Genomic DNA, 15,265 nt, shown 5'->3' on the forward strand with positions numbered 1-15,265 from the left:
GCTTACACGCTTCAACACGAATTAATAGAAAACACAGATTGTTCCACACAAAAAATAGCACGATAAGCTAAAGAAATTGCTTAATAGCTATTCTAGGTCATCTCATTTTGAATCACTTTCTTGCATCATGGTAGAAAAAGTAAATCGGCTATAAACAATTCAGAGCGCGGTTTTGCACCCAGCTGGAAAAAATATCCTTAACATGTTAAAACTAATGCCAATTGTATGGTTAATCTGCGGCATTCTTAGCCAGAGAAAACAGTAAAATGACATCAACAAATATCGTGCGTATTGCGACGCGCAAAAGCCCTTTAGCCCTATGGCAAGCGCACTTTGTCAAAGATAAATTAGAGCAGCTTCACCCGGGCTTACAGGTTGAATTAGTGCCTATGGTGACAAAAGGCGACATCATTCTTGATACCCCTCTTGCTAAGGTCGGCGGGAAAGGTTTATTCGTCAAAGAATTAGAACTTGCCTTGTTGGAAGGACGCGCAGACATTGCCGTTCACTCGATGAAAGATGTCCCTGTTGAATTCCCTGAAGGCTTAGGATTAGTCACGATTTGTGAACGTGAAGACCCTCGAGATGCCTTTGTCTCAAACCACTACGATAATCTTGATGCATTGCCAAAAGGCAGTATCGTCGGGACATCGAGTTTACGTCGTCAATGCCAATTAAGGGAACTCCGCCCTGATTTAGTCATTCGCGACTTACGTGGTAACGTAGGTACACGCCTATCAAAATTAGATAACGGTGAATATGATGCCATTATTTTAGCCGTTGCTGGGTTAAAACGCTTGGAGTTAGACACTCGAATTAAAACGGCTCTTGCACCTGAGCAATGCTTACCTGCAGTTGGCCAAGGTGCTGTCGGTATCGAATGCCGTTTAAATGATAGTAAAACCCGCGAATTACTCGCGAAACTCAATAATGACTCAACATCAACCTGTGTTCTGGCTGAACGAGCAATGAATATGCGCCTTGAAGGCGGTTGCCAAGTTCCGATTGGCAGTTACGCTATTTGGCAAGATGACAAAATATGGCTACGGGCCTTGGTAGGAGCGCCAGACGGTAGTGTGATTATTCGAGGGGAACGACTCGTTTCTCCGAGTGAAGCTAATCAAGCGGGTGTATCATTGGCTGAAGAATTACTTGAGCGTGGTGCAAGGGAAATTCTGGCGGATGTTTACCAAGGAAACCCGCCTGCATGAAGGTGCTTGTCACTCGCCCTGAACCAGCAGGTTCGGAGCTGATCACAGCAATCACCGCCAAAGGGGGGGAAGCCTTCTCCTCTCCTTTAATTCGCATTGGACCTGGCTCTGAGTTAAATACCCTTATACCTCAACTTGATAGCCTTACTGCGAATGATTTAGTCTTTCTTTTATCTAAAAATGCAGTCGAATATGCAAATTTAACACTTGAACAAATGGCGCGTAGCTGGTCAGATAAGTTATCTTACTATGGAATTGGCCGCTCTACAGGGCAGTATTTTCAACAAGTAACAGGAAAAAACATAAGTTGGGCTGAACAAGGTGAAACCAGTGAAGTACTACTGACACACCCTGAACTTCAATTTCTCGAAGGGAAAAACGCTCTATTATTACGAGGAAATGGCGGACGAGAGCTTCTCGCATCAACATTAAGGGCTAGGGGCGCAAAAGTCAGCTATTGTGAATGTTATACAAGGCATCCTGTTTACTATGATAGAGCCCTGTTCAATCAGCAATGGTTTCAAACGGGTATTACAGATGTTGTGATCACGAGTGGTCAAATGTTAGCCTTGTTAGACGAATTAATCACTGAAGAATACCAAACTTGGTGGTTTTCCCGCCGCCTACTTGTCGTCAGTGAACGGATTGCAGACCAAGCCCGCAGAGGCGGATGGCAAAAGGTCTGTGTAGCTAATAGCGCAGATAATAATGCTTTATTAGAAGCATTAATTTCAATCGATATGGGATGCTAATTTATGACGGAACACGATAAAACAACCGAGACGGTTACCCCAGAAGCTGGTGCAGAACAACAGCGCCCAAAAACTAAACCTTCTTCGGAGCAAAAACGTTCTGGTCTAATAGGCGGTGTAATTGCTATTGCTATTATCATCGCTATTGGTGGCGGATTATACTATTTCACCCAACAAAGCACTGCCACTTTAGTAAATGAAAACAATGAATTAAAACAAAAATTAAGTGATTTAATCGAACAGCAAAATTCAGACAGGCAACGGTTAAACGCTTTAGTTGCGGCTAATACTGAAATAAAAAGCCATTCTCGTGAATATGAAGAGAATCTCAACCGTCGCATGCAAGAGCTACAAGCGCACGTCACGGCATTATCCAGCGCTGATGTTAAAAGTTGGCTTCTCGCACAAGCTGACTTTATGGTTAAAATGGCGGGAAGAAAGCTGTGGAATGATCGCGACCCTGTGACCGCAGCGGTTCTATTAAAAAGTGCTGACTCAAGTTTAGCCGAAATGAATGACCCGAGCCTACTCGACATTCGTAAATCAATTAACAGTGATATGGCTAAATTAGCCGCAATCAATCAAATTGACTATGACGGTATTATCTTACGTTTAAACCAGCTCAGTAATGAAGTGGACAACTTACGTTTAGCGGATTTAAACAGCGGCGATGCGAAAAATGAAGATAACGCGGATGTCAGCGAGGATATTTCGGATTGGAAACAAAATTTGGCTCGTAGCTGGAAAAGTTTCGCAAATGACTTCGTCACCGTACGCGCTCGTGATGGCTCAGAAGCCCCGCTTTTAGCTCCAAATCAGGATATTTATCTACGAGAAAACATTCGCTCTCAACTATTAATCGCAGCACAAGCCGTGCCACGTTATCAAGAAGCCACTTACAAACAGTCATTAGAGCAGGCTTCGACTTGGGTAAGAGCCTATTTTGATACTGAGGCGCCTGAAACTAAAGCTTTTCTATCAACCATTGATGACCTAATCAATCAGCCGATTGATATTGATATGCCTGATACTTTAGAAAGCCAAGAAAAGCTAGAAAAAATCATGCAAACACGGGTTCGTAGCTTACTTTCTCAGTCGTCTGACAATGCAAAAGTTAGCGATGGTGCCGTTGATGCCGCAGCGGATGCAACTGAAGCGCCAACAGAAGCCGCAGCAGATGCCGCAGTTCCCGCCACGGATACGCAAAAAGCGGAGTCAGCTGACAATGCACACCCTTTTGAATCAGCAGACCCTGCTGGTAATAGGGGGTAATTATGATAAAAGTCTTGATCCTATTTATAGTACTTATTGCAGGGATAATCTTAGGCCCATTATTAGCGGGTCACCAAGGTTATGTTTTTATCCGTACAGATAATTATGACATTACGACCAGTGTAACCAGCCTCGTTTTGGGCTTTATCTTGCTCCAGTTTGTGCTGTTATTCCTTGGTTGGTGCTACCGCCGCTTTATCAGCACGACATCACGTACCCGAGGTTGGGTAAGTGGTCGTAAATACCACAAAGCACATACCCAAACACAAAAAGCGCTGCTGAAATTAGCAGAAGGTGATTTCGAGCAAGTTGAAAAATTAATGAGCAAACATGCTGATTTTTCTCAACAGCCGGTTATTAACTACCTCATGGCAGCCGAAGCTGCTCAACAGCGTGGTGATGAATATCGCACTCACCAATACTTGGATAGAGCTGCCGAAGCCGCAGGAAGTGACCAGCTCCCCGTTGATATCAGCCGTGTCCGTATCCAATTAGCGGAAGGAGAAGTCCATGCTGCCCGTAATGGCATTGATAAACTTCTCGACAAAGCTCCAAGGCACCCTGAGGTGCTGCGCCTAGCAGAACAAGCTTACTTACGCTCAGGCGCCTATCAGTCGCTGATTGAATTACTTCCTGTCATGGCTAAAGTACAGTTACACAATGAAGATGAGCTCGATGCATTGAAATTAAAGGCTTACAAAGGGTTGATGAACCAATATATGGCTGAAGGAGGTAGTGATGGGCTAAAAGCTTGGTGGAAAGCACAACCTCGCCGAGTTCGTCATGAAACCGCATTGCAAGCTTTCTTAGCAGAGCATTTGATTGAATGTGGCGATACTGCAAGTGCAGAAAAAATGATTATTGACGGTTTAAAACAGCAATATGATGAACGCTTGATCCTGTTGGTGCCAAAACTGAATAGCGAACGCCCTGAAGTTATAGAAAAAACCCTTTTACATCTGCAGAAGCAGAACGGTGCCACCCCGTTACTTAACAGTACATTAGGCGTTTTATCGCTACAGCATGCCCAATGGGACAAAGCTGAAAATTACTTTAAAGCCGCTTTAGCTCAACGTTTTGATGTACAAGATGCATCATGGTTAGCTGATGCTTTTGACCGGCAGCATAAGCCTAGCGATGCCGCAAAAATTCGCCAAGATGCATTAAACCATTCATTAAAACAAGAACGGAAATAATATTCTTGTTTGGCCTCATCTAAAAACTCCACTCATTTTGGTGGAGTTTTTTTATTCATAAGCTTAACGGCGACTAATCTGACCTTCCCCAATAAAAACGTAAAAACAATTTAAATACATCGCGTTAATCGTATTAAATCATCATAAAAGGAAAATATGAGGTTTATAATTGGCAACATTGCAGGTAAATAATTCAATGTTTAATCAATAATCATTATTTAAGGATAAGGAAAACACACTTCGCTATGTTATAAAATAAACACATAGTGTATAAAGCTTTATATACATCTTTGCTTTGCATGAATTAGGGATATCGATATGAATGTAATTAAAACTATTTGGCGCTGGATTATTGCAACCCCAAACCGTTTACAAATATTCTTTGATCTTCTGCTGTTAGTATTATCACCTTTTGTTTTTATTATGATTATTGGTTTTAATACCGAAGATCTTAGTAAAGACATTTTCATTATTACATTCATTATCCTCTGCTATACCTATATTACTCGCTGGTTCAGTAAATGGTTTAGTAAAGGTAGAAGCTAATAGCTATCTTATTTTCAGCCTCTTAGTCATTTTCTAGGGGGCTAAGTGTTTTGTACAGACAAAAAAAAACACCTGCACAAGGCAGGTGTAAAATACAATCAGGTCTACAGACGGATGGTGCCTCACTCAACGTTTCGCCCGTTCGTTGATGGTAAGAGGATGAGCTCTTGATCATCTAAAGTGGACAATAGGCACCGATAATCGGCTTTGCGTCATCTCTGGGTTTATGAAGCTTCGCTGTCATAAGAAGTGAGATGAGCATCTACATATACAATAATGCACAATACGTGCCAACTTTTTTAAAACAGTATTTTTTTAGCTCACTCTTTTGGTTTCTTTCCTATCCCTCGGTTTTACACAACTATTTTTCTTCTTGGTAGTAAACCGCTCTATCTTTAAAAAATTCACTAATATGTTGCCCGAAACTTACCACTCTATTTTGTCGCAGTTTAGAGACATCATAAAACAGTTATTTATATTTCCTTATAAATCAACTAGTAAAGTGTCACCTTTTGACGACATTGATATGATGGGTTGTATCTATTTTACGACATAAGTAAGATAAGCTGCTAAATTACAAATAAAAACAAGCAATTAACCATACCCCTGTCATTCGTTGAAGAAACGCCCCCGAGTATACTCTAAGCAATTCAAGTTATGGCTAAGTGGCAAGTAAAGATATTCCGATGAGTACGAATAAGTATGTGGTTTGGGTAGATGAACGTAGCCAATAACGCTACGGTTTGAAGTGTGAAGAGTGAAGAGTGAAGAGTATAAAACGCAAAAAACCCGTCGATTAAGACGGGTTTCTTTAAATTGGTCGGCGAGAGAGGATTCGAACCTCCGACCCACTGGTCCCAAACCAGTTGCGCTACCAAGCTGCGCTACTCGCCGAAATTTTTGTAGTACTTATTAATAGTGAATAGTACTATTACATTTCTTCGTGGTGCGAAAGGGGGGACTTGAACCCCCACGTCCATAGGACACTAACACCTGAAGCTAGCGCGTCTACCAATTCCGCCACCCTCGCAATGTCACAAAAAAATGGGGTGGCTAATGGGACTCGAACCCACGACAACTGGAATCACAATCCAGGGCTCTACCAACTGAGCTATAGCCACCATAACTTCACTTTTTTCAAAGCGTTGCTATATTACTACATACAACGTCATTTTGCCAACCGTAGCGAAGCGCTAAAACTGGTGCGCCCGACAGGATTCGAACCTGAGACCTCTGCCTCCGGAGGGCAGCGCTCTATCCAGCTGAGCTACGGGCGCTTAACGCCGTTGCGGGAGAGGATAGTACGGATTTATCCTCCCGCTGTCTAGTCCTTTTTGAAATAAAAATATCGATTGCTTGCCTTTTATCCATTTCGTTGAGAAAGAGAGCATATTTACCCTCTTTTTCGCTATGCACCTAATAAAAATCTATCAAAACCCCGCCGTTAAACTTTTCCGTTACGGTTATTGAACAGGCGAATGATGAAATAAAGGAGAGAAACACCCCCTAAGAAGATGGCTCCAACGATTAAAGATAAGCGAGTATCTGGGTTAATCGCCATTCCAATCAATACGCAGGCTAAAAAGAGCAAGGTCGCATAGTTAACCCATGGAAAAAGAATCGATTTGAAAGGATGCCCTACAAGTTTTTCTTTGTTTTGTTGACGAAAACGGATTTGGCTAGTCAATAACACCAGCCAAGGCACCATTCCTGGTAACACACTCGCACTATAGACATAAACAAAGACTTTCTCTGGATTCGGTATAATGTAATTCAAGCTTGATCCCGCGACTAAGCATAGGATAGTAAAGCCCACGCAACGTGCCGGTACGCCATTTTTTGTTAATTTCAATAATGAGCGAGGCAATTGTTTATTTTGTGCTAAAGCGTACAGCATGCGCCCGCCACTATACATGCCACTATTGCAACCAGATAACGCCGCAGTTAACACCACAAAGTTAATTACCGCCGCTGCGGACACAATTCCCACTTTCGCAAAGGTAAGGACAAACGGGCTACCTTGTGAACCCACTTCCGTCCACGGAAATAGCGTCACAACAATAAAAATAGCACCTACATAAAAAATTAATATGCGCCATAAAATATTATTGATCGCTTTTTTTAACGTGACTTGCGGATTTTTCGCTTCACCCGCGGTGATCCCAACCAGCTCAACCCCTTGATAAGAGGCCACAACGATACACAAAGCAAATAAAAAGCCTTTCCAGCCCCCGGCAAAGAAACCACCATGTTCAGTGAGATTCGCAAGCCCAATCGGCTCAAAGTTATTACCCAGACCAAAAAAAATCAGCCCTAAACCAATTAAAATCATCACCACAATCGTAGTGACTTTGATCATGGCAAACCAAAACTCAAGCTCGCCATACAGCCGTACAGCGGCTAAGTTCGCTAATGCCACTAATACCACCGCGATAATGGCAAAAATCCATTGAGGCACATCAGGGAACCAATATTCGGCATATACACCAATCGCAGTGATCTCTGAAATACCAACAGCCACCCACATAAACCAGTAGCCCCAAGCAGTCAGGCACCCCCAAAACGGACTTAAGTATTTATAACCAAATGAAGCAAAAGAACCCGTTACAGGCTCAAGAAATAGCATTTCCCCCATTGAACGCATAATGAAGAAAACAAAAATCCCGGCGATGATATATGCCAGTAAAACCGAAGGCCCCGCCCATTTCAGCGTACTGGCCGACCCCATAAATAAACCAACGCCAATGGTTCCCCCGAGCGCGATAAGCTCGATATGGCGCGCTTCTAACCCACGTTGAAGCCCCTGCTGTGGATTTCCCATACATACCCCTGTCAAAATTAGATAATTAAAATGCAGTTTTAATTGAAACTCAGTTAGTAATAATCACTGCAATTATTCGAAAAGTATCAATTAGGCGATTAAAAAAATGCCATAGCCGCAAGATTGAGCACAAACTGATGCGAACATACTTATTTTTGAGGGATTATAGAAATATTTGAAGGAAGAGACCAGCTATTCGGAACCGTGCGAACTGTAAGTAAGCCTGTTAAGCCTACTTACAGTGAGTTAAATTCATTGAAAATAACAATATAAATCAAACTACTACAAAAACTACAGCTTACCACCGTAATAGTAGCCTAAAAATTTCAGTAATTTAAACTGTCGAGTAATACGGGAAGGTTGAGATAATAAGCGATATAACCATTCTAGACCTAAGTTTTGCCACACTTTCGGGGCGCGTTTAACATGCCCTGTAAACACATCATAAGTCCCACCAACACCCATATATAACGCATCTGGATACACACTTCGGCAATCCCGCATAAAAATTTCTTGTTTCGGCGACCCCATCGCAACGGTGACAATTTTAGCGCCACTTGCGCGAATACGTTCGAATAATGCGCTTCGGTCTTCAGCGGTAAAATAGCCGTTTTGCGAGCCAACAATGTTCACATTCCACTGCGAGCGTAGTTTGCTTTCTGTTTGCTCTAGAATCTCGGGTTTACCACCCACTAAGAAAACTGGCGTGCCTTCTTTACCGGCCCTTTCCATTAGCCCTTCCCATAAGTCAGCACCAGCGACACGAGAAACTTCAGCTTGTGGGTATTTACGACGGATAGCACGGACAATACTAATTCCGTCAGCATATAAATATTCAGCTTGGCCTAGTAATGTATTTAAAGCCGTATCTTGTTCAGCGATCATCACTTTTTCTGCATTAATCGCAACAAGTGTTCCCGTTTTTGTTTCTCCACCAGCAAATAAATAGTCTAAAAAATGGGCCATATTTTTAAAACCCCAAATATTATGACCACGAATACTATATTGTGGAATAGATGACTGTGTAACGGATGAAGACTGAGTTGATGACGATTCCATGATACTCCTTTAGCGGCTTTCACGCTGTTGGCTTCTTAAAAAAGAAGCTGTTTTTGTGCGAATAAGCCCTGCACTTTCAAATAACCAATACAGTAATTTTGCTAACACCAGACACAGTCCGAATATTAAGCAGAAGAAAACCACCCGTGAGACGAAAGAATCCACGCCTTCACGAGCCAAAACAATAATGTTGAAAATGGCGCCAAAACAAAATGCCTGCATAATGGCTGCCTTATAGCGATTTGGTTCTTTCAGGCTCATGCCATAGATCCAATCAAACCATTTGATGATAAGCCCCACAACTATAGCTCCGAGGGGTATAAAAATCACTCCGCCCATCACCACCAATGAACCAATCAGTGTTGGAGAAATTGCCAGCCCAGAATGGTTGTTCAGTACTTCCCACGTAAAATAATTGGCAGAGTTCAATACCGTGTCTGGGCGTTCAGGCCAAACCCAAGAAGGAATGAAAACATAAAAGTCACGGATAATCGGAGCTAGACCTTGAAAATCCATCTCATCATAATGGCTTAGTAGTAATGCTAAGTTTTCCCACGGGGAGAATGTATCCCGCGTTAAATACAAGAAAGTGTAATATGCTTCAGCACCACTGACATCTAAGCCATAGCGTTTTAAGGCTAACCAGAACATTCCTACAATACTGGCGACCCCAGCCGCGGCTAGCATCCACAGCGTAATCCAACCTCTGACAATCCCAATAAATAAGAAGAGTGCGAAAGCAATGATGATGTTCGCTCTCGTTCCTCCGACAATAACATAGGTCAAGAAACCAAATGCGACGGTACTAACGAGGAAGAAAATCCAGCGTTTCTGTGTTGGTCGCAAGAAATAAACAATCAACATTGCCGGTATGAAGAAATAGAAAAAGCGTTTTAATGCCACGCCAGAAACCTGGCTGGAGAAAATTTGGCTATAGGATTTTAGCTTAAATAGCAAAAAACCGTTCTGCATGAAAAAGATACCTACTGTCACGACTGCAACCAGTATCAATAACAGACAGGTTAGATTCGTTTCCACTTTGTTCATGCTAAACAACGCACGCCGTGGTGCGTCTGGTTGCCTAGAAAGTCGAGTTTTATAGGCAACATAATAAATCGCATAAAAACTAGTCGCTGCTAGTTGAGCGTAAAGTAAATAATCAGCCTTCACAACGGCAACATCAAATTGAAAAACTAACGCGCAGGTTAATGGGAAACCAAAGTAAAACGTCAATAAATACAGCATGGAAAAGAAAATATTGAAGTTAAACCGAGCCCGTAAAAACTCTTTGTATAACAAAGTACCAATAAAAATAATTGATATCAGGTAGACCAGTGCTAAGCCGCCCAATTCCGTCAGCGTCATGCTCGCTCCTCCACGGCACTGAGAACGGCTTTCCAGCCCTCAATAAAGTTGGGAGCAAAAAATTCAATATGGTGTTTATCTAATAGGCTCATTTGGCGCTGAGCTTCATCCACTAGCGGTGTCGTCAGGTTGTCACCATAGAAAAAGACTGGGACATTTTGAGCAGTTAAATCCTGCCAAAAGGTATTTTGACGGCTAATTACAAATGGAATGCCAAATTGGATTAGCAAACAAACGGTGCCAACACCTTGCTGGCGATTAAAAATAAAATAGCCAAGGTCACAGGTTTTGAGCAAATTAAGGTACTCGCTAAATTCCATGCGCTCTTTCAGGATTTCCACTTGCCCTGAGGTAAACTCACTACTCGCAGCCTGTTCAACTTGTTGGATATAACTTTGGTTATTGGCAGGATAGCCCATAGGGACAATAACCTTAACCTCATCACCAAATTGCTGTTTAATCGCACTCAGAGCCTCTACATGGCGATTAGAACGGTCACCTGAGTTACCCAGTAAAATAGTCAATTGAGAGCCTTCACGTACCTTAGGCTCGCTTATTGTCAATGCAGGGTCCATTCGTGTTGGGAAATACAACACTGACGCAGGCACTTTAGGGTTCGACTGGTGGAAATAGCACAAATCCCCACGTGTTGCACACACATGCCCTACTTTTTTCTGCGCTAAACGACGCAAAATATAGAATAACTTAAATTTTAGAGCGCTAGACTCTTCATAGAGGTCAGCTCCCCATATATGCCACCAAAACTGGTGGGATTTAATTTGCCCAAATAATAGTGCTAGCCAAATAGGGGCGTTAAATTGCCCATGAAAGAAAAAGCGAGTACGGCGGTCTGCCTTGGCACGCTGTATAACACTATTAGCAATGGCCTGTTTATTCGCAAAAACATCTATTTTTAGCTGAGGATAAGCGTCAGCAAGCTGCGCATCATCGCTTACCACCATAAAATGCGGCTTTGATGACGGAGCCATTTCTTGGCAAATGACGTCATTAAAAAACGTCAGTACCGTCTGGTTGTGGTGTGGGAGATTCGATCCCAGTACATGTATTAAGGTTGTCATGCTCGCCTACGGTAAATCAAAAATACGCAACAACATAAAGTAAAATAGACAATATAAGTGGCCATATAAGCCTGAGTTGCGCCTACTGCACCATGTTCAGGGATAAGCCAATGCGCAAAGCCCGTTAATAATATAAACTGACTAACTTCAGTGAGGACATAAAAACGCAATGCGGCTTTGGCAATGACCAAATAGCCAAATACGTACGCCCCCACTTTCAATACATCACCGACTAGCTGCCATGCAAACAGGTCTCTCATTCCGGTAAATTCTTTTGAGAACAGCAACCAAATCGCAAAATCACGTAGTAACCAAACCGTAAAACTCACAACGGCAACGGCAGGTAAAACAAATTTCAATGCCTTAACAATCTCTGCGGAAATTTCATTTTTATGCTGCAAACGCGATAGCGTCGGCAATAAATACACTGAAAATGTCGCGGTAATAAACTGCAAATAGGCATCTGAAATGGTGGTCACACCGGTCCATAACCCCACTTCATCCCAACTATAGGTTTGGGCGAGCAGATTTCGCATCATGATATAAGCGACTGGCAGTGTGACTGCGGTTAGCATCGCCATGACCGTAAATTTGCCTAAATTAGTCGCAATCGCTTTGTCCCATGCTGGCTTCAATGACGATAACGCAAATTGCTTGCGTTTAATTATCATCCCAGCCGCAGGCAGTACCACTAGCGCAGGGACTAATGCTAACCCTGCTAATGCACCTTCATACCCGCCAACTAGATAGCATAAATAATAAGCAATTACACCAATTACACTACCAAAAATAATGGCTAATGCGTTTGCTGATGCGTCTCGGTAACCCTTCAAAATAGCCAAAAAATAGTTCGCATACGCGATACCCATTTGAATTAAGGCAACAATTTGAATAACCGAACTGTATTTTTCGCTATCAAATAACGCCATGCTGATTGGCGCACTGCAAAGCAAAAAGATAAGCGCAAGTAGCGCTGAAAACCCAAGAATAATCGTCGATGAAGTTCCCAGTACTGCACGTAATTTTTGTGAGTCTTGGTGGTGCTCTGCTACATATTTTGTGACGCCATTGAAAATTCCTGCACCTGATAATACCCCTAGTACAGTAATCAATTGGCGGAAGTTACCCGCCAGCCCCACACCGCTGGGGCCAAATGAGACTGCAAATAATTTAACAATTAACAGGCCCACCCCGATTTTAATCAGGGTAGACCCAGCAGTCCAAACCGATGCTTTAGCGAGAGACATTAGGCAAAGAACGCTTTGATTCGCTCAATGACTGTCTGCTGCTCGTCATCAGTCATGTTGTAGAACATCGGTAAACGCACTAAGCGGTCACTTTCTGATGTCGTGTATTTATCTTCACCATGGAAACGGCCAAACTCAATACCTGCAGGGCTCGTGTGCAATGCAACGTAGTGGAATACCGTCAAAATACCATGAGATTTCATGTAATCGTTGAATTCAGTACGCTCTTCGATATCTTTGAGTTTGATATAGAACATATGAGCATTATGTTTTAAGCCTTCCGGCACAGTTGCTAGGACTAAACGCCCTGCATCAACCAGTGGCTGCAACGCTTCATCATAACGTTTCCATAGTAGTAAACGGCGGTCATTAATTTTGTCTGCTTCTTCTAACTGCGCCCATAAGTAAGCCGCTTGCAAATCAGACAACAAGTAGCTTGAGCCGATATCACGCCACGTGTATTTATCGACTTGACCACGGAAAAATTGGCTACGATTTGTCCCTTTTTCACGGATCACTTCGGCACGGCTAATCAGGTCTTTATCATTGATAAGCGTAGCTCCACCTTCACCGCCTGAAGAGTAGTTTTTAGTTTCATGGAAGCTATAGCAGCCAATATGGCCGATAGTCCCCAGTGCTTTGCCTTTATACGTCGACATCACACCTTGCGCCGCATCTTCAATCACGAATAAATTGTGTTTTTTTGCGATAGCCATGATGGTGTCCATTTCGCAAGCAACACCTGCATAGTGGACAGGAACGATGGCACGTGTACGCTCAGTGATTGCAGCTTCAATTTTAGTTTCATCGATATTCATGGTATCCGGACGGATATCAACAAACACGATTTTAGCGCCACGTAATACGAATGCGTTAGAGGTCGATACAAAAGTAAAGCTTGGCATGATAATTTCATCACCTGGCTTAGTATCAATCAGGATCGCTGCCATTTCTAATGAGGCCGTACAAGATGGCGTTAACTGCACTTTTGGGCAATTAAATCGTTTTTCCATCCATTCTTCACAACGTTTCGTGAAGCCACCGTCACCACACAGTTTGCCACTTTCCATGGCTTGTCTCATATACTCTAATTCAGTACCTACAACGGGTGGTTTATTAAATGGAATCATGTTGTCCCCTGTATAACCAATAGGCGGTACTGGCAATTGCTGCACCGCTACGTGAATAAAGATTTAATGCCGCAACATTACTGATTTGCGTGGCCACATTTAACTGTCTTTTTTGGTGTTCCACACACCAATTAAATGCTGCTGACATCAACTTACGCCCCACACCTTGCCCTTTCGCTTCTGGCATTTTCGCTAGTAGGCCAACCCGTGCCGTTTCTGCATCAAGGTGCCGCAAACTCACGAAGCCCAATACCGCACCAGACGCATCTTTAACCAGTAAACAAGTGTGGTCAAACGTACCCAGAACTGATTTTTCTATCCACAACGCATAAAACTGCCCGCTATCACCATCACGGTACCAAGGTGCTCTAAAGCGGCTTTTGCTAAAGACAGACTCAGCGGCTTGCCGCAACGTAGGGATATCATCCACTTGTGCAACAATAACGTGGTCTTCCGCTGTTAAACCAGCCTTTAAATAAGCATTTTCTGTGCCAATAGTAAGAGCGAAATCGATTTCACCTTCAACAAATGAAAACCCCATACCAGCTAAATCATCAATCAGCTGCGTTTCAGACGCTGCGACTTTTGCTTGCACGATATCGTATTCATCCATTTGATAAGCAAGGAGAGTTTCGAGGTTATCCCCTGTAAAATTCAACTTTGCTGTTGAGCGATGAAAAAATTCGCTCTCCCATGGCAAGCTCTCAATACTGGCGTGGACGGACACGTAATAAATCCTCTAAATATTGCCCATAACCTGTTTTTTTCAGCTGTTGCGCTGAAAAAGCGACTTGTTCGTCTGTCAACCAGCCATTACGCCATGCTATTTCTTCTAAACAAGCCACTTTGAAGCCTTGGCGTTTTTCAACGGTTTGTACAAAAGTACCCGCCTCAATGAGGCTATCGTGAGTGCCTGTATCCAACCAAGCAAAGCCACGACCGAGCAATTCAACGTTTAATTCACCACGTTCTAAATACATTTGGTTAATTGACGTAATTTCTAATTCACCGCGTTCAGAAGGTTTAACTTGTTTTGCAAATTCAACCACTTGTGAATCATAGAAATACAACCCTGTCACCGCCCAATTGGATTTAGGTTTAAGCGGTTTTTCTTCAATAGACAGTACTTTAAAATTATCGTCAAATTCCACAACACCAAAGCGCTCAGGGTCCATCACTTGATAACCAAAAACGGTTGCGCCATTTACTCGTTTAGCAACAGATTTTAATTTTGGGCTAAATGAATGGCCGAAAAAGATATTGTCGCCCAATACTAAGCAGCATGAATCACCATTAATGAACTCTTCACCAATGATAAACGCTTGCGCAAGGCCGTCTGGTGATGGCTGTTCCGCATAGCTCAGCTCAATCCCAAACTCATGGCCATCCCCTAATAAACGTTTAAACATCGGCAAGTCGTCAGGGGTAGAGATAATTAAAATCTCACGAACTCCCGCTAACATCAAAACTGAAAGCGGGTAGTAAATCATCGGCTTATCGTAGATAGGCAATAACTGTTTAGAAATACCGCGAGTAATAGGATGCAAACGCGTTCCCGACCCTCCAGCTAATATAATACCTTTCATA

At 42.7% G+C, this 15,265-nt stretch carries 13 protein-coding genes and 4 tRNA genes; 5 read left to right on the forward strand and 12 right to left on the reverse strand.

Annotated features, from left to right (window positions below; genetic code table 11):
• The first annotated feature begins 266 nt into the window (after window positions 1-266).
• The 5 genes from hemC to P3L37_RS18260 all read left to right on the forward strand — a co-directional run bounded on the left by hemC (window position 267) and on the right by P3L37_RS18260 (window position 4,977).
• Window positions 267-1,211 (forward strand): hydroxymethylbilane synthase, encoded by a 945-nt coding sequence (hemC, locus tag P3L37_RS18240; protein WP_004907329.1) that lies wholly within the window; start codon window positions 267-269, stop codon window positions 1,209-1,211.
• Entirely contained in the window at window positions 1,208-1,963 is a 756-nt protein-coding gene (locus tag P3L37_RS18245) for a uroporphyrinogen-III synthase (RefSeq protein WP_109912158.1), read from the forward strand. Before hemC ends, P3L37_RS18245 begins: the two co-directional genes overlap by 4 nt.
• Window positions 1,964-1,966: 3 nt before the next feature.
• Window positions 1,967-3,235, forward strand: a complete 1,269-nt coding sequence (gene hemX, locus P3L37_RS18250) for a uroporphyrinogen-III C-methyltransferase (RefSeq protein ID WP_109912159.1) — start codon at window positions 1,967-1,969, stop codon at window positions 3,233-3,235.
• 2 nt (window positions 3,236-3,237) lie between these two features.
• The gene (hemY, locus tag P3L37_RS18255; protein ID WP_004907317.1) at window positions 3,238-4,431 is read left to right on the forward strand and encodes a protoheme IX biogenesis protein HemY; all 1,194 of its coding nucleotides are present in this window, start codon (window positions 3,238-3,240) and stop codon (window positions 4,429-4,431) included.
• A 318-nt stretch (window positions 4,432-4,749) separates the two neighbouring features.
• A complete protein-coding gene (locus P3L37_RS18260) occupies window positions 4,750-4,977 on the forward strand; it encodes a hypothetical protein (protein WP_004906084.1) in 228 nt (75 codons plus the stop codon).
• Window positions 4,978-5,794: 817 nt separating this feature from the next.
• Here the strand turns inward: P3L37_RS18260 and P3L37_RS18265 are convergent.
• From P3L37_RS18265 to rfbA, 12 genes are all read right to left on the reverse strand, one after another.
• Window positions 5,795-5,871: transfer RNA gene (locus P3L37_RS18265), tRNA-Pro, on the reverse strand.
• A gap of 50 nt (window positions 5,872-5,921) precedes the next feature.
• Window positions 5,922-6,007: transfer RNA gene (locus P3L37_RS18270), tRNA-Leu, on the reverse strand.
• 15 nt (window positions 6,008-6,022) lie between these two features.
• Window positions 6,023-6,098 (reverse strand) — tRNA-His (locus tag P3L37_RS18275).
• A gap of 79 nt (window positions 6,099-6,177) precedes the next feature.
• A tRNA-Arg gene (locus tag P3L37_RS18280) sits at window positions 6,178-6,254 on the reverse strand.
• Between the two features lie 167 nt (window positions 6,255-6,421).
• Window positions 6,422-7,798, reverse strand: a complete 1,377-nt coding sequence (gene thrP / locus P3L37_RS18285) for a bifunctional threonine/serine APC transporter ThrP (RefSeq protein ID WP_109912160.1) — start codon at window positions 7,796-7,798, stop codon at window positions 6,422-6,424.
• A 291-nt stretch (window positions 7,799-8,089) separates the two neighbouring features.
• Window positions 8,090-8,857, reverse strand: coding sequence for a lipopolysaccharide N-acetylmannosaminouronosyltransferase (gene wecG, locus P3L37_RS18290; RefSeq protein ID WP_109912161.1), 768 nt, complete (start codon window positions 8,855-8,857; stop codon window positions 8,090-8,092).
• A gap of 9 nt (window positions 8,858-8,866) precedes the next feature.
• Window positions 8,867-10,222, reverse strand: a complete 1,356-nt coding sequence (gene wzyE / locus P3L37_RS18295) for an ECA oligosaccharide polymerase (protein WP_004907313.1) — start codon at window positions 10,220-10,222, stop codon at window positions 8,867-8,869.
• A complete protein-coding gene (locus tag P3L37_RS18300; RefSeq protein ID WP_004907311.1) occupies window positions 10,219-11,301 on the reverse strand; it encodes a TDP-N-acetylfucosamine:lipid II N-acetylfucosaminyltransferase in 1,083 nt (360 codons plus the stop codon). Before P3L37_RS18300 ends, wzyE begins: the two co-directional genes overlap by 4 nt.
• Window positions 11,298-12,548 (reverse strand): lipid III flippase WzxE, encoded by a 1,251-nt coding sequence (wzxE, locus tag P3L37_RS18305; RefSeq protein ID WP_004907309.1) that lies wholly within the window; start codon window positions 12,546-12,548, stop codon window positions 11,298-11,300. The genes P3L37_RS18300 and wzxE overlap by 4 nt, the downstream gene beginning before the upstream one ends.
• Window positions 12,548-13,678, reverse strand: a complete 1,131-nt coding sequence (gene rffA / locus P3L37_RS18310) for a dTDP-4-amino-4,6-dideoxygalactose transaminase (protein WP_004907307.1) — start codon at window positions 13,676-13,678, stop codon at window positions 12,548-12,550. The genes wzxE and rffA overlap by 1 nt, the downstream gene beginning before the upstream one ends.
• The gene (gene rffC, locus P3L37_RS18315; protein WP_164529252.1) at window positions 13,665-14,405 is read right to left on the reverse strand and encodes a dTDP-4-amino-4,6-dideoxy-D-galactose acyltransferase; all 741 of its coding nucleotides are present in this window, start codon (window positions 14,403-14,405) and stop codon (window positions 13,665-13,667) included. Before rffC ends, rffA begins: the two co-directional genes overlap by 14 nt.
• Window positions 14,383-15,264 (reverse strand): glucose-1-phosphate thymidylyltransferase RfbA, encoded by an 882-nt coding sequence (gene rfbA / locus P3L37_RS18320; protein ID WP_109912165.1) that lies wholly within the window; start codon window positions 15,262-15,264, stop codon window positions 14,383-14,385. Before rfbA ends, rffC begins: the two co-directional genes overlap by 23 nt.
• Between the last annotated feature and the right edge of the window lies 1 nt (window position 15,265).

Source organism: Providencia sp. PROV114 (assembly GCF_032704305.1).
GTDB classification, from domain to species: domain Bacteria; phylum Pseudomonadota; class Gammaproteobacteria; order Enterobacterales; family Enterobacteriaceae; genus Providencia; species Providencia rettgeri.

Excerpts from the sequence above, each read along its gene's own strand:
- hemC (WP_004907329.1), top strand. The coding sequence starts at position 267 with ATGACATCAACAAATATCGTGCGTATTGCGACGCGCAAAAGCCCTTTA.
- P3L37_RS18245 (WP_109912158.1), top strand. The coding sequence starts at position 1,208 with ATGAAGGTGCTTGTCACTCGCCCTGAACCAGCAGGTTCGGAGCTGATC.
- hemX (WP_109912159.1), top strand. The coding sequence starts at position 1,967 with ATGACGGAACACGATAAAACAACCGAGACGGTTACCCCAGAAGCTGGT.
- hemY (WP_004907317.1), top strand. The coding sequence starts at position 3,238 with ATGATAAAAGTCTTGATCCTATTTATAGTACTTATTGCAGGGATAATC.
- P3L37_RS18260 (WP_004906084.1), top strand. The coding sequence starts at position 4,750 with ATGAATGTAATTAAAACTATTTGGCGCTGGATTATTGCAACCCCAAAC.
- thrP (WP_109912160.1), bottom strand. The coding sequence starts at position 7,798 with ATGGGAAATCCACAGCAGGGGCTTCAACGTGGGTTAGAAGCGCGCCAT.
- wecG (WP_109912161.1), bottom strand. The coding sequence starts at position 8,857 with ATGGAATCGTCATCAACTCAGTCTTCATCCGTTACACAGTCATCTATT.
- wzyE (WP_004907313.1), bottom strand. The coding sequence starts at position 10,222 with ATGACGCTGACGGAATTGGGCGGCTTAGCACTGGTCTACCTGATATCA.
- P3L37_RS18300 (WP_004907311.1), bottom strand. The coding sequence starts at position 11,301 with ATGACAACCTTAATACATGTACTGGGATCGAATCTCCCACACCACAAC.
- wzxE (WP_004907309.1), bottom strand. The coding sequence starts at position 12,548 with ATGTCTCTCGCTAAAGCATCGGTTTGGACTGCTGGGTCTACCCTGATT.
- rffA (WP_004907307.1), bottom strand. The coding sequence starts at position 13,678 with ATGATTCCATTTAATAAACCACCCGTTGTAGGTACTGAATTAGAGTAT.
- rfbA (WP_109912165.1), bottom strand. The coding sequence starts at position 15,264 with ATGAAAGGTATTATATTAGCTGGAGGGTCGGGAACGCGTTTGCATCCT.